Genomic DNA, 18,432 nt, shown 5'->3' with positions numbered 1-18,432 from the left:
CCGGCTCACAAACGGAACCGGAAGAGGGACGTCAGTGCGCGCCGCCCTGCGCCTCAAGACGCTTGTACGAGGCCTCGATCTCGGCCTCCGCCTCGGTACGGCCGACCCAGTCGGCGCCCTCGACGGACTTGCCCGGCTCCAGGTCCTTGTAGACCTCGAAGAAGTGCTGGATCTCCAGACGGTCGAACTCCGACACGTGGTGGATGTCCCGCAGGTGCTCCACCCGCGGGTCGGACGCCGGGACGCAGAGCAGCTTGTCGTCGCCGCCCGCCTCGTCGGTCATCCGGAACATGCCGATGGCACGGCACTTGATGAGGCAACCGGGGAAGGTCGGCTCGTCCAGAATGACCAGCGCGTCCAGCGGGTCGCCGTCCTCGCCGAGGGTGTTCTCGACGAAGCCGTAGTCGGCCGGGTAGCTGGTCGAGGTGAAGAGTCGACGGTCCAGGCGGATCCGACCGGTCTCGTGGTCCACCTCGTACTTGTTCCGCGAACCCTTCGGGATCTCGATGGTGACGTCGAACTCCACGGGTGGCTCCTCCATGATCAACACATACGACTGGTGATTAAGTGTCCCCCACGCAGAAGAGTGCTCGCGAAAGGGGCTGGTCAACGGTGGCCGAGCCGGTGGAAAGACCGTCGATGCGCCCGTCGGACCCGTGGGGCAGGCTGAAGGTCCTGAAGAACAGACACAACGGGTCGTACACCTGGCAGGTCATCGCAGGCTCCGCGACGCTCGGCCTGGTCGTCGCCGCCGGCGCCGTCCTCGCCGCCGGCCCCTGGGACAACGGTCAGCGTAAGGCCGAGCGGGCACTGGCAGTCACCGCGGACCGAACAGGTGGCGCACATCACGGCCGCCCGACGCCCGAGGGCCCCCGCCCGGCCCCCAGCGCCCCGGCCGTCCTCCCGGCCCTCGGCACCACCACCCACGACGCCCCGAGGGACGCCGCCGCGCTCCGCGACACCCTCGCCCCGCTCATCGGCGTGCCCGGACTCGGCGACACGGTCGCCGCGTCCGTCATCGACACCGAAACCGGCGAGCAGCTGTACGGAACCGGCGCCACCGCCCCGATGACCCCGGCCTCCACCATCAAGATCGCCACCACCACCGCCGCGCTCTCCGTCCTGGGCCCCGACCACCGCATCGCCACCACCGCCGCACTGTCCCCCGACTCCCGCACCCTCACCCTCGTCGGCGGCGGCGACCCCACGCTGAGCGAGGCGGCCCTGCGCTCGATGGCCGCCGAGGCCGCCGACGCCCTGCGCGAGGACGGCGAGGACCCCGCGGGCCCGGTACGGCTCACCTACGACACCTCCCGCTACACCGGCCCCGTGCTCCACCCGATCAGCCCCAACGAGAACATCGCCCCCGTCACCGCCCTGATGGTCAACGAGGGCCGCCTGAACGACACGGACCGCGGCCCCGCGAAGCGCACCGACGACCCCGCCGGTGACGCGGCCCGCTCCTTCGCCGCACACCTGAAGAAGGCCGGCGTCAAGGTCACCGGCACACCCCGCGAGGCCCGCCCCGCGAGTGAGTCCCGCACCGTCGCCACCCACCACTCGGCCCCGCTCGCCGCCCTCGTCGAGCGCACCCTCACCAACAGCGACAACGACATCGCCGAGGCCCTAGCCCGGCAGACCGCCATCGCCAAGGGTGAGAGCGCCGACTTCGCCGGAGCCCGCCGCGCCGTCACCAACGAACTGAAGAAGCTGGGGGTCCCGGTGACCGGCGCCCACCTCGCCGACGGCAGCGGCCTGGACCGCGAGGACCGGGTCACCCCCGCCCTCCTCACCGCCCTCCTCGCCCGCGCCGCCGACCCCGACCGCCCCGGACTGCGCCCGGTCCTCACCGGCCTCCCGATCGCCGGATTCAGCGGCACCCTCGGCGGCCGCTACCAGGACGGCTCCGAGGGCACCGGCCTGATCCGCGCCAAGACCGGCACCCTCAGCGGCGTCAACTCCCTCGCCGGAACGGTCGTCGACCCCCAGGGCCGCCTGCTCGCCTTCGCCTTCCTCGCCTCCGGCAGCCTCTCCGCGGCCGAGGCCGAACCCGCCCTCGACGCCCTGGCCACCGCACTCGCCCGCCCGGCCCGCTGAGCGGCCCCCAGCACCCGAGGAGCCGCGCAAGGGGGCGCCAAGACCCCACCACCGGGCGACGGGCTCACGTACGGTTGACGCATGACGAGCATCGGTAATGCCCAGATGGTCGACTGGAATCTCGCGGTCGCGACCGCGACCCGACTGGTCCGGCCCGGCCCCGACATCAGCCGCGAGGAGGCCCGCGCCGTCGTCGCGGAGCTGCGGCGGCATGCCAGGGCCTCGGAGGAACACGTCCGGCTCTTCACCCGGATGATCCCCGAGGGGACCGAACCCGAGGACACCCCCGTCCTCGTCGTCGACCGGGCCGGCTGGATCAAGGCCAACGTCGCCGGCTTCCGCGAACTGCTGAGCCCCCTGCTCGCCAAGATGGAGAACCGCCGCTCCGGCGGGCCCGGCGGCGCCGTCCTCGGCGCGGTCGGCGGCAAGGTCACCGGCGTCGAGCTCGGGATGCTGCTCTCCTTCCTCGCCTCACGCGTGCTCGGCCAGTACGAGACGTTCGCCCCGGCCACCAGGGACCTGCCCGCCTCCGCCGACGGCGGCGGCCGCCTGCTCCTCGTCGCCCCCAACATCGTCCACGTCGAGCGCGAGCTGGACGTCGACCCGCACGACTTCCGGCTCTGGGTCGCCCTCCACGAGGAGACCCACCGCACCCAGTTCACCGGCGTGCCCTGGCTCCGCGACCATCTCCGGGGCGAGATCCAGACGTTCCTCGACGAGACCGACGTCGACCCGATGACCTTCCTGGAACGCCTCCGCGAGGCCGCCCAGTCCCTCTCCGGCGCCGGCCGGCCCGAGGGCGAACAGGGCGAGGAAGGCGGCCGGAGCCTCGTCGACATCGTCCAGACCCCCGCCCAGCGCGAAGTGCTCGGCCGCCTCACCGCCGTCATGTCCCTCCTCGAAGGACACGCGGACTTCGTGATGGACGGCGTGGGCCCCGAGGTCGTCGGCTCCGTCTCCGAGATCCGGGAGAAGTTCCAGCGGCGCCGGGCCCAGGGCGCCGGCCGTCTCGACCAGGCCCTGCGCAAGCTCCTCGGCCTGGACGCCAAACTCCGGCAGTACAAGGACGGCGAGAAGTTCGTACGATCGGTCGTCGAAGAGGTCGGCATGGACGGCTTCAACCGCGTCTGGACCTCACCGAACACCCTTCCGACCAAAGCCGAGATCGCCCGGCCCGCCGACTGGGTCGCGCGGGTGCACCGTAAGGCCGAATCCTGACCATCGGACGGCCCCACGGCTTCTCGTTCGGATCAGGCCGGGCTCGCGGGGTCCGGCCTGATCCGAACGAGAGGCCCTGGCCGATATTGGTCCGCCAATCACCCATCCGAGGGACCGTAGGGGCATGGGAGGGCGTGCAATGCTCGATGAACAGCTTGCCTCTGTCACCATCGACGCACTCTGAGTGACGGGACTCACGCGTTCCGGCGCTCGACGCTCCTCCCGAACTCCACGAAGGGCACCGGACATGGGTCCCCATCCTGCGGTCGCGGCGATACGCCTGGCGGTCCGCCGCGTACTCCACGACGTACTCACCGAATTCCACCGGCACGCCGACCTCGACCGGCCCGCCGACGCGGCGAGGCGCCCCGCGCACGCCGCCCGCCCCCGCTTCGCCGAGGCCGGAGCCGCGGGCAGGTCCGTTCTCCCCGACCGGCCCGCTCTCCCCGACCGGCCCGACACCCCACTCGTCCTCGTCGCCTGCTCCGGCGGCGCCGACTCCATGGCGCTCGCCTCCGCTCTCGCGTTCGAGGCCCGCAAGCTCGCCGTCCGGGCCGGCGGCATCACCGTCGACCACAACCTCCAGCCGGGATCCGCTCTCCGCGCCGCAGAGGTCGTCACCCGGCTCACCGCCATGGACCTCGACCCCGTCGAGGCCGTCGCCGTGCACGTCGGACGCGGGGGCGGCCCCGAGGCCGCCGCCCGCGACGCCCGCTACGCCGCACTGGACGCCGCCGCCGAACGCCACGGCGCCGCCGCCGTCCTGCTCGGCCACACCCGCGACGACCAGGCCGAGACCGTCCTCCTCGGCCTCGCCCGCGGCTCCGGCATCCGCTCCCTCTCCGGCATGGCCGCCGCCTCCGGGCCGGCCGGCCGCTACCGCCGCCCCTTCCTCCACCTCGACCGGCAGACCGCCCGCAAGGCCTGCCTGGTCCAGTCCCTGCCCGTCTGGGACGACCCGCACAACATCGATCCCGCCTACACCCGCTCCCGGCTCCGCCACGAAGGCCTGCCCGCCCTGGAGAAGGCGCTCGGCAAGGGCGTCGTCGAAGCCCTCGCCCGCACCGCCCAGCTCTCCCGCGACGACGCCGACGCCCTGGACACCTGGGCCGCCGAGGCCGAGCTGTCCGTACGCGACGAGACCGGCCGGCTGGAGTGCGCCAAGCTCTACGTCCTGCCGCCCGCGGTACGCCGCCGGGTGCTGCGCCGCGCGCTGATCGAGGCCGGGGCGCCCGCCGGCTCCCTCTTCGCCCGGCACCTCGAAGAAGTCGACCGCCTGATCACCGGCTGGCGCGGCCAGCGGGCCATCAACCTGCCCGGCCGCGTCGAGGCGATGCGGCAGGGTGGCAGACTGGTCATTCGGCAGAGCTGACGCGCAAGCGGCTGAAGTGCAGGCGAACAGCCGGCCCGGCCCGGGGCGCTTCCCGGGCCGGCAGGCAGAGAAAGAGACGTGGGTGAACGAGAAGGACATGGGTACCGACCTTCAGTCGGTGCTCCTCACCAAGGAAGAGATCGACGCGAAGCTCGTCGAGCTGGCCGCGAAGATCGACGCGGAGTACGCGGGCAAGGACCTGCTCATCGTCGGCGTCCTCAAGGGCGCGGTGATGGTCATGGCGGACCTGGCGCGCGCGCTGTCCACCCCCGTCACGATGGACTGGATGGCCGTCTCCTCGTACGGGGCCGGCACCCAGTCCTCCGGCGTCGTCCGGATCCTCAAGGATCTCGACACCGACATCAAGGGCAAGCACGTCCTGATCGTCGAGGACATCATCGACTCCGGTCTGACGCTGTCCTGGCTGCTGTCCAACCTGGGCTCCCGGGAGCCGGCCTCGCTGGAGGTCTGCACCCTGCTGCGCAAGCCGGATGCCGCAAAGGTCGCGATCGATGTGAAGTGGATCGGTTTCGACATCCCCAACGAGTTCGTCGTCGGCTATGGGCTGGACTACGCGGAGAAGTACCGCAACCTGCCCTTCGTCGGCACGCTCGCCCCGCACGTCTACGGCGGCTGACCTCGGCCGACCCGGCTGGGGAACCCTCACCGCCCTCGGGCCGTTGAAGCTTCGAAAGCAGGTTTCTCCGTCGTACCCGGCAGTCGCGGGTGACGATGCTGGGGTACCGTCCGAAGAACAGTCTTTTCAAACAGCAGCATTTACCTACGGGCAGGAGGGACGGGGCGTCTTCGCTCCGTATGGATGGACGTGAAGCGATACTTCCGTGGGCCGGTCATGTGGATCGTGCTGGCCGTCCTCGCCGTGGTCGTGTTGATGCAGGTCGTCGGCTCGTCTGGCGGCCACAAGACGGTGGACACCGGCAAGGTGATCCAGGCGATCAGTAAGAACCAGGTGGACGAGGCCAAGCTCACCACCGGTGACGAACAAATCCTCAAGATCGAACTGAAGGACGGCCAGAAGCTCGAAGGCGAGTCCGGCAGCAAGTTCCAGGCGAGTTACATCGGCAACCAGGGCGTCGAGCTCGCCGACACGCTGCAGCAGAAGTTCGAGGCGGGTGACATCGAGAAGGGTTACACCGTCTCGCCGTCCAAGCAGTCCCCGTTCATCTCGATCCTCCTCTCGCTGCTGCCCTTCGTCCTCATCGTGGTCGTCTTCCTGTTTCTGATGAATCAGATGCAGGGCGGCGGTTCCAAGGTCATGCAGTTCGGCAAGTCCAAGGCCAAGCTGATCACCAAGGACACCCCCAAGACGACCTTCTCCGATGTGGCGGGGTCCGACGAGGCGGTCGAGGAGCTCCACGAGATCAAGGAGTTCCTCCAGGAGCCGGCGAAGTTCCAGGCCGTCGGCGCCAAGATCCCCAAGGGCGTCCTGCTCTACGGGCCGCCCGGCACGGGCAAGACGCTGCTCGCACGCGCCGTCGCCGGCGAAGCGGGCGTGCCGTTCTACTCGATCTCCGGTTCCGACTTCGTCGAGATGTTCGTCGGCGTCGGCGCCTCCCGGGTGCGCGACCTCTTCGAGCAGGCCAAGGCGAACGCCCCGGCGATCGTCTTCGTCGACGAGATCGACGCCGTCGGCCGCCACCGCGGCGCCGGCATGGGCGGCGGTCACGACGAGCGCGAGCAGACGCTCAACCAGCTGCTCGTCGAGATGGACGGGTTCGACGTGAAGGGCGGCGTCATCCTGATCGCCGCCACGAACCGCCCGGACATCCTCGACCCGGCGCTGCTGCGCCCGGGACGCTTCGACCGGCAGATCGCGGTCGACCGCCCGGACATGCAGGGACGCCTGGAAATCCTCAAGGTGCACCAGAAGGGCAAGCCCGTGGCGGAGGGCGTCGACCTCGGCGCCGTCGCCCGACGCACGCCCGGCTTCACCGGCGCCGACCTGTCGAACGTGCTCAACGAGGCAGCGCTCCTGACGGCGCGCGGCAACAAGACACTCATCGACAACGAGAGCCTCGACGAGGCCATCGACCGCGTCGTGGCGGGCCCGCAGAAGCGGACCCGGATCATGTCCGAGAAGGAAAAGAAGATCACCGCGTACCACGAGGGCGGACACGCCCTGGTCGCGGCGGCCTCCCCCCAGTCGGACCCGGTCCACAAGATCACGATCCTCTCCCGCGGCCGCGCCCTCGGTTACACGATGGTGCTCCCGGAGGAGGACAAGTACTCCACGACCCGCAACGAGATGCTCGACCAGCTGGCGTACATGCTGGGCGGGCGTGCGGCCGAGGAGCTGGTCTTCCACGACCCGACCACCGGCGCGGCCAACGACATCGAGAAGGCCACGGCGACGGCCCGCGCGATGGTCACGCAGTACGGGATGACGGAGCGCCTCGGCGCGATCAAGTTCGGCGGCGACAACTCCGAGCCCTTCCTGGGCCGCGAGATGGGCCACCAGCGCGACTACTCGGAAGAGGTCGCGGCACTGGTCGACGAGGAGGTCAAGAAGCTCATCGAGACCGCCCACAACGACGCGTGGGAGATCCTCGTCGAGAACCGCGACATCCTCGACGCCCTGGTGCTCGAACTGCTGGAGAAGGAGACGCTGGGCAAGGACGAGATCGCGGAGATCTTCGCCCCGCTCGTCAGGCGTCCCGCCCGCCCGGCATGGACCGGATCCGCCCGGCGCACCCCGTCGACGCGGCCCCCGGTGCTCTCTCCCAAGGAGCTGGCCCTCACCAACGGCGCCTCGATCGCCAACGGTTCGGCCACCCCGCCGGAGATCGCCCCGACGGACCTGACGAAGGACATCGCCCCGTCCACCGAGGCGATCCCCGAGGAGCGTCCCGAGAGTTGACCGGCGGCCGGTGAGACCCCCGTCACGGGGGCCGGACCGGTCCCGGAATGGATGCCGCGCCCCCCAGGTTTTAGCCTGTGGGGGCGCGGCTTTTCCGTATGCCTGCGAGGTCTGGGCGCGAACCCGCGCACGGGACAGCACAGAGGAACGAGGCACAGATGACCGACCCGGTGACGCTGGACGGCCAGGGTTCGATCGGCGAATTCGACGAGAAGCGTGCCGAGGCGGCCGTACGCGAACTGCTGATCGCCGTCGGGGAGGACCCGGACCGCGAGGGCCTGCGGGAGACGCCGGGGCGGGTGGCGCGGGCGTACAAGGAGATTCTGGCCGGCCTGCGCCAGGAACCCGAGGACGTACTGACCACGACCTTCGATCTCGGGCACGACGAGATGGTGCTGGTGAAGGACATCGAGATCATGTCGCTCTGCGAACACCATCTCCTGCCCTTCCACGGTGTCGCGCACGTCGGCTACATCCCGGCCGACACCGGGAAGATCACCGGGCTGTCGAAGCTGGCCCGCTTGGTGGACGTCTTCGCCCGCAGGCCCCAGGTACAGGAACGCCTGACCACGCAGGTGGCGGACTCGCTCATGCGGATTCTGGAGGCCCGGGGAGCGATCGTGGTGATCGAGGCCGAGCACATGTGCATGTCGGTCCGAGGCATCCGCAAGCCCGGAGCGAAGACCACGACGTCGGCCGTTCGCGGTCAACTGCGTGACGCCTCGACCCGCGCCGAGGCGATGAGCCTCATATTGGCGCGCTAGCCCCGTTTGACAGTGGTGCCCGATACGCTCCTCGGCCTGTGATGGTGAGCAGGCCGAGGAGCGCCGCATGAGCGATGGGTTACCGAGCAAGCAGACCGTCAACGCGGTGGGAGGGCGCCTCCGGGCCCGGGACATCCCCGGATTCCGCGTGCGCGTGGTGTCCTCCTGCCTTGCCGACGCGTTGCGACAGTACGCGGGCGGCGACGGGACCGGGCGACCGCCCTACGCGGCTGCCGCGCCCGTCCCGTCGTGGTCGTTGCCGTCCTCCGGGAGGCGGCAGACGCGTTCCAGGAAGAGGGCGGCCGCGATGACCGCGATGCCGGCCACCACCGCCGCGCCGGCGTAGATGGCCTGGTCGCGGCGGGGCGGGATGTCGAGGTAGCTCAGGAGGAAGACGCCGGTGCCGCCGTACATTCCGGCGACCAGGGCCGTCACCAGGGCGCTCGCCTGGCCGAAGACGACCGCGCGGGCCGCGAACAGGGGCTCGACGCCCTTGGCGCCGGGGCGGCGCTCGCGCTGGGCGCGGAGGCGGGTCCGGGTGGAGAGAGCGGTCGCGAGGAGGATCGCCGCGATCACGGCGAGCACGATCGACGCGGCCAGCGGGACGCTCGGCAGGGTGCCGAAGGAGTCCCAGAGGCGGGCCCCGCCCCAGGAGAGGACACCGGCGGCGGCGAAGAGGCCCGCCAGTACCCCGAGCCGTAGTTGCTTCACCGAGTGAGCCGCCCTTCGCGCCGCCTGTGCCCGGTCCGGCCGTGCGCCGGACCACCGTCGTCGAGCCTAACGATTACTCCGGCAGGCGCAGTTCCAGGTCGGCGCGGGGCAGGACGCTTTCGCGCCCGACCTCGGTGAGGAGCTGGGCCACCGGGCCGGCGCCGGGCAGCTGGGCCTCGGGGTCGATGTCGTGCCAGGGGGCGAGGACGAAGGCCCGCTCGTGGGCGCGCGGGTGGGGGAGCGTGAGCACCGGGTCGTCGGAGAGGACGTCGGCGTACGCCACGATGTCGACGTCGATGGTGCGCGGGCCCCAGCGCTCCTCGCGGACCCGGTCGAAGGCCTCCTCGACGGCCTGGCCGCGCTCCAGCAGGGAGGCGGGGGGCAGCGTCGTCTTCACGAGGATGACGGCGTTGAAGTACGAGGGCTGGGAGTTCGCCTCGACGCCCCACGGCTCCGTCTCGTACACCGGGGAGACGGCCTTGACCCGGAGGCCCGGGGTGTCCTCCAGGGCGTCGACGGCCCCCTGGAGGGTCTCCAGTCGGTTGCCCAGGTTGGAGCCGAGGGAGATCACGGCCATCTTGGGGTTGGAGAGCGTGACGTCGGCGGCGTCCACCTGCCGGACGACGGCGGTCGGAACCGGCTGTACGGTCGGGTCGCTCTGCCCTTCGGTGGAAAATGCGGTCATGATCGGCTCCGGGTGATGGTGATGGTCACGTCGTCGAAGGGGACGGTGATCGGAGCGTCCGGCTTGTGCACCACGACCTCGACCTCCTGGACGCCTTCGTGCTTGAGGCACTGCTGGGCGATGCGCTCGGCGAGCGTCTCGATCAGATCGACCGGTTCGCCGGTCACCACGGCGACGACCTCCTCGGCCACCACGCCGTAGTGCACGGTGCGGGACAGGTCGTCGGTGGCTGCCGCGGGGCGGGTGTCGAGGCCGAGCACCAGGTCGACGATGAAGGTCTGGCCCTCTTCCCGTTCCCGGGGGAAGACACCGTGGTGCCCACGGGCCTTGAGGCCGCGCAGCGCGACACGATCCACGCGAATCACTCCTGCTGTCGTTGGTCGAGAGGCACCCGGCCGCGTGCGGGCGACGAGGTGCCTTCTTTCGAATCTACCTGCGAGCACCGACAGTGCTCGCCCGTGGGGGCCGGGGACCGCGCCTCACCGGGCTGGTAGCCGCCCATACCCGGTGGTCATCGGTTCCAACCCCTACCGGTCCCGTACCCACTCAGGAGGGTGCTTCCTCGTCGTCGTCCTCATCGGATTCGGTCAGGACGGGCGACCCGTGGTGGGACCAGAGTCTCCAGCCGTCGGCGGTGCGCCGGAACACGTTCGTGGCGACGACCAGCTGGCCCACGAGCGGGCCCAGCGCGTTGCCCTCCTCGGCCGGGCCGCCGCTGAGGATGTTCTCGGTGCAGGTGACCAGGGCGGTGTCGCCGGTCATCGAGACGTTGACGTCGGTCAGGAAGAACTGGATGTACTCGGTGTTCGCCATGATCAGGGCGTAGCTGCGCAGCACGTCGCCGCGGCCCGTGAGCACCGGCCAGCCGGGGTGGACGCAGGAGACGGTGAGGTCCTCGCCCGGCAGCCAGCGCTCGGAGAGCGCGTCGTGGTCGCCGCGTTCCAGCGCCTCGTAGAAGGCGGTGTTGGCCGCCTCGACCTCCGCGATGTCGGCGGCGGCCTGTGCGTGTTCCTCGTTCACGCGGCTCCCTCGACCGCGCGGGCGACGCGGACGGCGTCGGCGGTGGCCCGTACCTCGTGGACCCGGACCGCCCAGGCTCCGGCCGACGCGGCCAGCGCGGAGACGGCCGCGGTCGCCGCGTCGCGTTCGCGGGCGGGCGGCGGGGCCGAGCCCGGCCCGGCCAGGACGTGCCCGAGGAAACGTTTGCGGGAGGCGGCCACCAGCAGCGGACGGCCCAGCGTGTGCAGGCCGGCCAGGTGCGCGACGAGCGACAGGTCGTGGGCGGCGTCCTTCGCGAAGCCGAGGCCGGGGTCGATCACGACGCGCTCGGGGTCGACGCCGCCGGCGATCACCGCGTCCATCCGCTGCCGCAGCTCGTCGAGGACCTCGGCGACCACATCCCCGTACACCGCGCGGCTGTTCATCGACTCGCTGAAGCCGCGCCAGTGCATCACGACGAACGGGACCTCGGCGGCGGCGACCGCCGGGATCATGTCCGGGTCGGCGAGGCCGCCGCTGACGTCGTTGACCAGGGCGGCCCCGGCGGCGACGGCCTGCTCGGCGACGCGGGCGCGCATGGTGTCCACGGAGACGGTGACGCCCTCGGAGGCCAGTCCCCGCACGACCGGGACGACCCGGCGCAGCTCCTCGGCCTCGTCCACCCGGCTGGCGCCGGGACGGGTCGACTCACCGCCCACGTCCACCAGGTCCGCGCCCTCGGACACCAGGTGCAGACCGTGTTTTACCGCGGCCGTGGTGTCGAACCAGCGGCCGCCGTCGGAGAAGGAGTCGGGCGTCACGTTGACGACCCCCATGACCGCGCAGCGGTCCCACTCCGGCAGTCCTCGGACCGTGCCCCGCGTGCGTGACGTACTCATACCACCAGCCTAGGCGGTGTCCGTCAGGCCGCGCGTACGTCGTGCTCCTGGGCGCCGTGGAGCGTGTGGCCGCACGGGCGCGGGCGGCGCGGGCGGAACGGGTGGGGCAGCGAGAGGTTCACGAAGCCCTCCGCCCGCATCGCCGCGATCCCGATGCGGGGCAGGTCGCGGCTGGTGCGGAAGACCACGAAGCGGGGCTCCCAGCGGGGCTCGAACTTGGCGTTGAACTTGTACAGCGACTCGATCTGGAACCAGCGCGACAGGAAGATCAGCAGCCCGCGCCAGCGGCGCAGCACCGGCCCCGCGCCGAGCCGCTCGCCGCGGGCCAGCGCGGAGCGGAACATGGCGAAGTTCAGCGAGACCCGGGCGACGCCGAGCTTCTCGGCGGCCTGGAGTGAGGCGACGATCAGCAGCTCGTTCATGCCGGGGTCGGCCGAGCGGTCGCGGCGCATCAGCTCCAGGGACATGCCGTCGCGCCCCCAGGGGACGAAGTGGAGGACCGCCTTCAGGTCGCCGTGTGGGGAGTCCGTCGTACCGGAGCCGGGCAAGTGGGCGGTGGCGATCACGCAGTCGCCGTCGGCCGGGTCGCCGATCCGGCCCAGCGCCATGGAGAAGCCGCGCTCGGTGTCGGTGCCGCGCCAGTCGGCGGCGGCGCGGCGGATCCGGTCCAGTTCGGTGTCGCCGATGTCACGTGCCCGCCGGACCCGGGTCTCGTAGCCGCCTCGTTCGATGCGCTTGACCATCTGGCGCACGTTCCGCATGGCCCGTCCGGCGAGGGAGAAATCCGCTGCGTCCACCACCGCCTCGTCGCCCAGTTCCAGGGCGGTGAGTCCGGTCTCCCGGGTCCAGACCTGGCCGCCGGTCTCGCTGCAGCCCATCACGGCGGGGGCCCAGGAGTGCGCCTGCGCCTCGTCCATGAACCGTTCGATCGCGCCCGGCCAGGCCTCCACGTCGCCGATGGGGTCGCCGCCGGCCAGCATCACCCCGGAGACGACCCGGTAGCAGACGGCGGCCTTGCCGCTGGGGGAGAAGACGACGCCCTTGTCGCGGCGGAGCGCGAAGTGGCCGAGCGAGTCCCGGCCGCCGTGCCGCTCCAGCAGGGCCCGCAGCCGGCTCTCGTCGTCCTCGGTGAGGCGGGCGGCAGGGTGTTCGGGGCGGAAGGCGAGGTAGATGGTGGTGACGGCGGTGAGCAGGCCGAGCGCGCCCAGCGAGTAGGCCACGGTCCAGCCGGTGCGCCCGGCGTAGTCGACGGGCCCCTCGACGCCGAACAGGCCGTACAGCACGTGCTGGAGGCGGTCGGCGATGGACGGGTCGCCGACGACCCGGCCGGGGTGGACGCTCACGATGATCAGCCCGAGTCCCAGCGAACCGGCTCCGAGCAGGACGAAGTTGGCGAGGGCGCGCCAGCGGCTGCGGGGGTCGGGCAGCGCCCGGAACTGGTCCCGGTGGCGTACCAGCAGCCAGCAGAGGGCCAGGGAGACGAGCACCCCGACGATCGAGTGGCGGTACGTGAACTGGGCCACGGCCCCCGCGGGCAGCAGGATCACCGCCGCGCGCCAGGCCCGCCGCTTGTGCCGTTTCAGCCCGTGTGCGAGCAGGAGCAGCAGCATGCCCGCGCTGAGCGAGAGCGCGGCGGCGAACGGGCCGAGCGCCCCGGGGAGCACCTCGGCGAGGGTGTGCATCCGGCTGTGCCGGAAGCGGGGGAAGACCCCGGCGGCGATGTCGATCAGGCCGACGACGGTGCAGGCGGTACCGACGAGCGCCGGTACGGATTCGGGGCGCGGCCCGCGGAGCAACCGGCGGACGCGCTGCGGAACCGACACCGAACTATCCCCATCTGGCGTGACAGACATCGCTTCCCGTGGCTTCGCGAGAGATTCCTTGAGTCCGCCGGCCGGAGCCCCACGGACGATGTGCGCCCTCTAGGACGTGGGTTGTGGAGCGCGGGTTCACCCACATTCCGGAAATTTCCCGAATCCGGCCCGGTACGGGACCTACGGAATCACTCGGGCCGGGCCGGATGCGTCACCAACCTGTCCGGACAACACACCTAGGTGGTCCGGGCGACCGTCGCGACCGTCTCCACGGCGACCTCGGCGCGCGGTACGTCCTGGGCGTCCGCGTCGATCGAGCGGCGCAGCGCCTCGTGCAGCCGGGCGGGGGTCAGTACGCCGAGGAAGCGGCCCTCGCTCTCCTTGTCGATGACGGCGATCCAGCCCGCGTCGTGCTGGAGCATGGTGGCGAAGGCCTGCTTGAGGGGGGCGCCGAGCGGGAGCCAGGCCTCCATCCGGCGGGCGTGTGCGCGGACGGCGCCCTTGGCGGTGTCCGGCACGCCGCCGGATGCCGCGTCGGCCCTCGCGTCGGCGGGGATCCAGCCGTGGAGGTTGTCCCGGCTGTCCAGGACGACCGCCCAGCGCGCGCCCTGGGATCTGAGCCGTTCGGTGGCCGTGGCCAGCGGGTCGTCGAGGTGGACGACCGGCGGCTGGTCGAGGTCGCTCTCCTCGATGGGCGTCACCGAGAGCCGCTTGAGCCCGCGGTCCGCGCCGACGAAGTCGGCCACGTACGGGGTCGCGGGGGCTCCGAGCACGGTGGCGGGGGAGTCGAACTGCTCGATGCGGCCCTGCCCGTAGACGGCGATCCGGTCGCCGAGCCGGACGGCCTCCTCGATGTCGTGCGTGACGAACAGCACGGTCTTGCGCACCTGGGCCTGGAGTTTCAGGAATTCGTTCTGGAGGTGTTCGCGGACCACCGGATCGACCGCACCGAATGGCTCGTCCATCAGGAGAACGGGTGGATTGGCGGCCAAGGCGCGGGCCACGCCCACGCGTTGACGCTGACCGCCGGAAAGCTGTTCCGGATAGCGGTCGCCATAAACGGAAGGGTCGAGTCCGACGAGGTCGAGGAGTTCGGCGGCGCGTTCGCGTCCCTTTCCGCGCTTCCAGCCCAACAGATGGGGAACGGTCGCGGTGTTCTCCAGCACCGTCTTGTGCGGGAAGAGCCCCACCTGCTGGATCACATAGCCGATGCGGCGGCGCAGTCGGACGGGATCGATGGTGGATATGTCGTCCCCGTCGAGGAATATCCCGCCCTCGGTCGGTTCGATCAGCCGGTTCACCATCTTCATGGTGGTCGTCTTGCCGCAACCGGAAGGCCCGACGAGCGTGACCAGTTCACCCTCGGCGACCTCGAAGGAAAGGTCGTCGACGGCGGTGGTGCCGTCGGCGTACCGCTTGGTGACATGCTCGAAACGGATCATGGTTCCCCATTGTGGAGGGCGTTCTGTGAAGGGCATGTTGCCGGAATACGACAGCCTCCGCGAATGTCAGTGGTCGAGGATAGGCTCGCCAGTCGTCAGTTCGATCCGGCGGTGATCCGGGCCGCCGTGGTCCGGAACGACGAGGTCCGGAACGACGGAATCCGGGACTACGGGCGAAAACAGGAGGTGGGGGCGGATGGCCGAGCAGAACTGCCTGGTGACGAACGACTGGATCTGCGGGGAGTATCTGCGCTCCCGCAGCCAGGAGTTGACCGATGCGACCGTGCAGCACATCGGGATCACGGTGGTCTCGGTGCTGATCGGGCTCGCGGTGGCCTTTCCGCTGGCGCTGCTCGCCCGCCGGGGCCGACGGTTCGCCGGACCCGTGCTCGGGCTGACGACCGTGCTCTACACCGTGCCCTCGCTGGCGATGTTCTCGTTGCTGCTGCCCCTGTTCGGACTGTCGGCCGCGCTCGTCGTCACGGGCCTGGTGCTCTATTCGCTGACCATCCTCGTACGCAACATCCTGGCCGGGCTCGAAGCGGTGCCGCGGGAGGCCCGGGACGCGGCCCGGGGCATGGGGTACGGGCCGGCGCGGCTGCTGTGGGAGGTGGAGCTCCCGCTGGCGCTGCCCGCGGTGATGGCGGGGCTGCGGATAGCCACCGTGTCGACGGTCGCGCTGACCACGGTCGGCTCGCTCGTCGGCAAGGGGGGCCTCGGCAATCTCATCGAGGACGCGCTGCCCAGCTTCTTCAAGGCCCAGGTGCTCGCCGCCTCGGTCCTGTGCGTACTGCTCGCGGTGGCGGCGGACCTGCTGCTGCTCGGCCTCCAGCGGGTGCTGACGCCGTGGACCCGGATATCCGGGGCGTCCCGGACGCCCGGGACGGGCGGGGACAGGCGGGCGGGCCCGGACGGACCGGGCGGACCGGCGGGCCTGCCCGCCCCGGCGAAGGTGGAGGCGGGCTGACCCGTGGGAGTCATCGGCGATGCCTGGACCTGGCTGACCACCGGGGCCAACTGGTCGGGCGACGGCGGGGCCGCGCACCGGCTCGGCGAGCATCTGTACGTGAGCGGGGTCGCCCTCGCGGTGGCCTGCGCGATAGCCCTGCCACTCGCCCTGTATCTGGGGCACATCGGCAGGGGCGGTGCGCTCGCGGTGAACATCTCCAACGTGGGGCGGGCCGTCCCGGTCTTCGCGGTGCTGGCCCTGTTCATGGTCACGCCCCTGCGCAACTCGGGGTACTGGCCCACCATCATCGCGCTGGTGCTGTTCGCGGTGCCGCCGTTGCTGACCAACGCCTATGTCGGGATGCGGGAGGTGGACCGGGCCGTGGTGGAGGCCGCGCGCGGCATGGGGATGTCGGGCGGGCAGCTCTTCGTCCGGGTCGAGCTGCCGCTCGCCTACCCGATGATCATGACCGGGCTGCGGTCAGCCGCCGTCCAGGTCGTGGCCACCGCGTCGATCGCCGCGATGGTCGGCCTCGGCGGTCTCGGCCGGATCATCACCGCCGGGTTCAACACCTACGACACCGCCCAGGTCTTCGCGGGCGCCGTCCTGGTCGCCGGCCTCGCCCTGCTGGTGGAAGGGGCGCTGGTGGGGCTGGACCGGCTGCTGTCACCGCTGCGCCGTCGCCGCCCCGCGTGAGGGCGCACCTGTCTTCCGGCTCACTTTCAGCCGGTCACTTTACTTCTGGTCACTTTTCATCTGTTCGGACGGAGAACAACGCATATGAGCAGGACCTCGCGGATAGCTGGAGCGGTCGTCGGCATGGTGGCGCTGGCCGGGTCGCTCGCGGCCTGCGGCGGCGACAGCCTGGAGAAGGAGAAGGGCGGCTCGGGCTCCTCGGCCGGCGACGGCGAGAAGGGCTCCCTGGTCGTCGGCTCGGCCTCGTTCACCGAGTCCAAGGTGCTCGCCGAGCTGTACGCGCAGATCCTGGACGACGCAGGATACAGCACCTCGGTCACCACGGTGAAGAACCGTGAGCTGTACGAGCCCTCGCTGGAGAAGGGCGAGATCGACGTCGTACCGGAGTACGCCGCCACCATCGCCGAATTCCTCAACGCCAAGGTCAACGGGGCCAAGAAGGCCCAGGCCGAGCCCGTGGCCTCCGGTGACGCCGCCGCCACGGTGGCCGCGCTGGAAAAGCTCGCCGGGCCGCTGGGACTCAAGGTCCTCCCGGTGGGGAAGGCCGTCGACCAGAACGCCTTCGCGGTCTCGGAGGAATTCGCCGAGAAGAACAACCTCACGACACTTTCCGATCTGGGGAAGTCGAAGATCAAGGTCAAGATCGCTGCGGGCGACGAGTGCGAGGTGCGGCCGTTCTGCGCGCCCGGTCTGAAGAAGACGTACGGCATCGACGTCACCGGTATCGACCCCAAGGGCGTCGGCACCCCGCAGTCCAAGCAGGCCGTTCGCGACGGCAAGGTCCAGCTGGTCCTGACGACCACCACGGACGCGGTGCTGGACGGACTGGTGTTCCTGGAGGACGACAAGAAGCTCCAGAACGCGGACAACGTCCTTCCTGTTCTGAATGCCGAGGACGCGGGCGCGCCGGAGATCGCCGACGCCCTCGGCAAGCTCACTTCCACGCTCACCACGGAAGATCTCGCGGAGTTGAACCGGAAGGTCGACGCCGAGCGCGCCAAGCCGGCCGATGTGGCCAAGGCGTATCTGGAGTCGAAGGACCTGATCAAGAAGTAGTGCTCGATCCCGGAGCAGTGGTGCTCGATCACCGGGTAAAGGGCCGGGTGGAGGGCCTTTGGGGGGCCGCGAGGTAACCGGCGGGGAACAGATTGCCGGGCGGCCCCCCAAGTGGCCCGTACACACGGTAAATTTCAGGCCATGCCACGTGGACGCCACCGCCATTCGCCGCCCCTCCACAGAATCCTGCCCCCCTCCGTGGTGGCGGGAGTGTCGGTCGTCGGTGCCGCCGGCGCCTGGCTCCTGGCCGAACCCCTGGTCCTGCGCGGGCTGGTGGCCGCCGTGGCGGCCGCCGCCGTCACCGGCGCGTATCTGATGCGCAGCTGGGACCGGGAGGCGGGGCTGCGGGTCGCCGAGCTGACCCGGGCCCGTGCCCGTGACGAATGGCGGGCCGAGGAGCGGATAGCCGAGCTGGAGCAGGATCTGGAGGAGTCGCGCGCGCTGCGCACCCGTCTGGAGACCAAGCTCCGCCGCAAGCGCGTCGAGCTCGCGGGGCTGCGCGGGGAGCACGCCGGACTGCTGCGCCGCTACGCCAACGCCGAGACCGAGCGGGCCAGTGCGCTGGAGGGCCGTCGGCAGCTCGCCATCGAGGCCGCGACCCCCAAGGAGCTGCTGCCCGCACGGTCCACGCCGACCCCCGAGTCGTACCGGCGCGCGGACGAGGCCCTGATGAACCTCACGCGCAACGCGGCGCTCCAGGAGACCCGCCGGACGGTGGAGGCGGTCCGGAAGCGTCAGGCGGCCGTCGATGGCCGGCACCGGGACGCGGAGGCGGAGGGCCCGCGGGGGAAGCACGCGGCGGCCCCCGGGGCGGGCGAGCACCGGGACCACCAGCACCTGTCTCTTATACACATCTCTGAGCGGGCTGGCAAG

At 71.0% G+C, this 18,432-nt stretch carries 17 protein-coding genes and 1 pseudogene; 10 read left to right on the top strand and 8 right to left on the bottom strand.

What is annotated here, in order from left to right; all coding sequences use genetic code 11:
- Positions 1-31 precede the first annotated feature (31 nt).
- Positions 32-526: an inorganic diphosphatase gene (locus tag CR470_RS13035; RefSeq protein WP_018959738.1), complete on the bottom strand. Its 495-nt coding sequence runs from the start codon at positions 524-526 to the stop codon at positions 32-34.
- Between the two features lie 113 nt (positions 527-639).
- Here CR470_RS13035 and dacB point away from each other — a divergent pair, with 113 nt between their 5' ends.
- The 6 genes from dacB to folE all read left to right on the top strand — a co-directional run bounded on the left by dacB (position 640) and on the right by folE (position 8,329).
- Positions 640-2,097: a D-alanyl-D-alanine carboxypeptidase/D-alanyl-D-alanine endopeptidase gene (dacB, locus tag CR470_RS13030; protein ID WP_097867758.1), complete on the top strand. Its 1,458-nt coding sequence runs from the start codon at positions 640-642 to the stop codon at positions 2,095-2,097.
- Positions 2,098-2,178: 81 nt separating this feature from the next.
- Positions 2,179-3,315, top strand: a complete 1,137-nt coding sequence (locus CR470_RS13025) for a zinc-dependent metalloprotease (protein WP_097867757.1) — start codon at positions 2,179-2,181, stop codon at positions 3,313-3,315.
- Positions 3,316-3,562: 247 nt separating this feature from the next.
- Positions 3,563-4,687: a tRNA lysidine(34) synthetase TilS gene (tilS, locus tag CR470_RS13020; RefSeq protein WP_097867756.1), complete on the top strand. Its 1,125-nt coding sequence runs from the start codon at positions 3,563-3,565 to the stop codon at positions 4,685-4,687.
- 97 nt (positions 4,688-4,784) lie between these two features.
- Complete coding sequence (gene hpt / locus CR470_RS13015; RefSeq protein ID WP_003968263.1) at positions 4,785-5,324, top strand: hypoxanthine phosphoribosyltransferase; 540 nt, start codon at positions 4,785-4,787, stop codon at positions 5,322-5,324.
- A 183-nt stretch (positions 5,325-5,507) separates the two neighbouring features.
- Positions 5,508-7,565 (top strand): ATP-dependent zinc metalloprotease FtsH, encoded by a 2,058-nt coding sequence (gene ftsH, locus CR470_RS13010; protein WP_097867755.1) that lies wholly within the window; start codon positions 5,508-5,510, stop codon positions 7,563-7,565.
- A gap of 158 nt (positions 7,566-7,723) precedes the next feature.
- Entirely contained in the window at positions 7,724-8,329 is a 606-nt protein-coding gene (folE, locus tag CR470_RS13005; protein WP_018514307.1) for a GTP cyclohydrolase I FolE, read from the top strand.
- A gap of 222 nt (positions 8,330-8,551) precedes the next feature.
- Here the strand turns inward: folE and CR470_RS13000 are convergent, their stop codons facing one another.
- The 7 genes from CR470_RS13000 to CR470_RS12970 all read right to left on the bottom strand — a co-directional run bounded on the left by CR470_RS13000 (position 8,552) and on the right by CR470_RS12970 (position 14,858).
- The gene (locus CR470_RS13000; protein WP_097867754.1) at positions 8,552-9,040 is read right to left on the bottom strand and encodes a DUF3180 domain-containing protein; all 489 of its coding nucleotides are present in this window, start codon (positions 9,038-9,040) and stop codon (positions 8,552-8,554) included.
- Between the two features lie 73 nt (positions 9,041-9,113).
- On the bottom strand, positions 9,114-9,725 hold the full coding sequence (gene folK / locus CR470_RS12995; RefSeq protein ID WP_097867753.1) for a 2-amino-4-hydroxy-6-hydroxymethyldihydropteridine diphosphokinase: 612 nt from the start codon (positions 9,723-9,725) through the stop codon (positions 9,114-9,116).
- On the bottom strand, positions 9,722-10,081 hold the full coding sequence (folB, locus tag CR470_RS12990; protein ID WP_097867752.1) for a dihydroneopterin aldolase: 360 nt from the start codon (positions 10,079-10,081) through the stop codon (positions 9,722-9,724). The genes folK and folB overlap by 4 nt, the downstream gene beginning before the upstream one ends.
- A gap of 190 nt (positions 10,082-10,271) precedes the next feature.
- Complete coding sequence (locus CR470_RS12985; RefSeq protein WP_097867751.1) at positions 10,272-10,745, bottom strand: nuclear transport factor 2 family protein; 474 nt, start codon at positions 10,743-10,745, stop codon at positions 10,272-10,274.
- On the bottom strand, positions 10,742-11,602 hold the full coding sequence (folP, locus tag CR470_RS12980) for a dihydropteroate synthase (protein ID WP_441350778.1): 861 nt from the start codon (positions 11,600-11,602) through the stop codon (positions 10,742-10,744). Before folP ends, CR470_RS12985 begins: the two co-directional genes overlap by 4 nt.
- Before the next feature lie 23 nt (positions 11,603-11,625).
- The gene (locus CR470_RS12975; protein ID WP_097867749.1) at positions 11,626-13,455 is read right to left on the bottom strand and encodes a phosphatidylglycerol lysyltransferase domain-containing protein; all 1,830 of its coding nucleotides are present in this window, start codon (positions 13,453-13,455) and stop codon (positions 11,626-11,628) included.
- Between the two features lie 197 nt (positions 13,456-13,652).
- Positions 13,653-14,858: an ABC transporter ATP-binding protein gene (locus tag CR470_RS12970; protein WP_097867748.1), complete on the bottom strand. Its 1,206-nt coding sequence runs from the start codon at positions 14,856-14,858 to the stop codon at positions 13,653-13,655.
- 196 nt (positions 14,859-15,054) lie between these two features.
- Between CR470_RS12970 and CR470_RS12965 the strand changes: the two genes are divergently transcribed.
- The 4 genes and pseudogenes from CR470_RS12965 to CR470_RS12950 form a co-directional block, all read left to right on the top strand.
- On the top strand, positions 15,055-15,825 hold the full coding sequence (locus CR470_RS12965) for an ABC transporter permease (protein WP_097867747.1): 771 nt from the start codon (positions 15,055-15,057) through the stop codon (positions 15,823-15,825).
- 3 nt (positions 15,826-15,828) lie between these two features.
- The gene (locus tag CR470_RS12960) at positions 15,829-16,503 is read left to right on the top strand and encodes an ABC transporter permease (protein ID WP_097867746.1); all 675 of its coding nucleotides are present in this window, start codon (positions 15,829-15,831) and stop codon (positions 16,501-16,503) included.
- 84 nt (positions 16,504-16,587) lie between these two features.
- Positions 16,588-17,559, top strand: a complete 972-nt coding sequence (locus CR470_RS12955; RefSeq protein WP_097867745.1) for an ABC transporter substrate-binding protein — start codon at positions 16,588-16,590, stop codon at positions 17,557-17,559.
- A gap of 141 nt (positions 17,560-17,700) precedes the next feature.
- Positions 17,701-18,432 (top strand): annotated as a pseudogene (locus tag CR470_RS12950) (hypothetical protein); the annotation flags it as partial.

The organism is Streptomyces sp. rh34, assembly GCF_002551245.1.
GTDB lineage: Bacteria > Actinomycetota > Actinomycetes > Streptomycetales > Streptomycetaceae > Streptomyces.
Note: the sequence above shows the minus strand (reverse complement) of the source record. Positions and strands in the feature narration are given on the sequence as shown.

Coding starts and splice junctions, on each gene's coding strand:
- dacB (WP_097867758.1), top strand. CDS start 640: ATGCGCCCGTCGGACCCGTGGGGCAGGCTGAAGGTCCTGAAGAACAGA.
- CR470_RS13025 (WP_097867757.1), top strand. CDS start 2,179: ATGACGAGCATCGGTAATGCCCAGATGGTCGACTGGAATCTCGCGGTC.
- tilS (WP_097867756.1), top strand. CDS start 3,563: ATGGGTCCCCATCCTGCGGTCGCGGCGATACGCCTGGCGGTCCGCCGC.
- hpt (WP_003968263.1), top strand. CDS start 4,785: ATGGGTACCGACCTTCAGTCGGTGCTCCTCACCAAGGAAGAGATCGAC.
- ftsH (WP_097867755.1), top strand. CDS start 5,508: ATGGACGTGAAGCGATACTTCCGTGGGCCGGTCATGTGGATCGTGCTG.
- folE (WP_018514307.1), top strand. CDS start 7,724: ATGACCGACCCGGTGACGCTGGACGGCCAGGGTTCGATCGGCGAATTC.
- folK (WP_097867753.1), bottom strand. CDS start 9,725: ATGACCGCATTTTCCACCGAAGGGCAGAGCGACCCGACCGTACAGCCG.
- folP (WP_441350778.1), bottom strand. CDS start 11,602: ATGAGTACGTCACGCACGCGGGGCACGGTCCGAGGACTGCCGGAGTGG.
- CR470_RS12975 (WP_097867749.1), bottom strand. CDS start 13,455: ATGTCTGTCACGCCAGATGGGGATAGTTCGGTGTCGGTTCCGCAGCGC.
- CR470_RS12970 (WP_097867748.1), bottom strand. CDS start 14,858: ATGATCCGTTTCGAGCATGTCACCAAGCGGTACGCCGACGGCACCACC.
- CR470_RS12965 (WP_097867747.1), top strand. CDS start 15,055: ATGGCCGAGCAGAACTGCCTGGTGACGAACGACTGGATCTGCGGGGAG.
- CR470_RS12955 (WP_097867745.1), top strand. CDS start 16,588: ATGAGCAGGACCTCGCGGATAGCTGGAGCGGTCGTCGGCATGGTGGCG.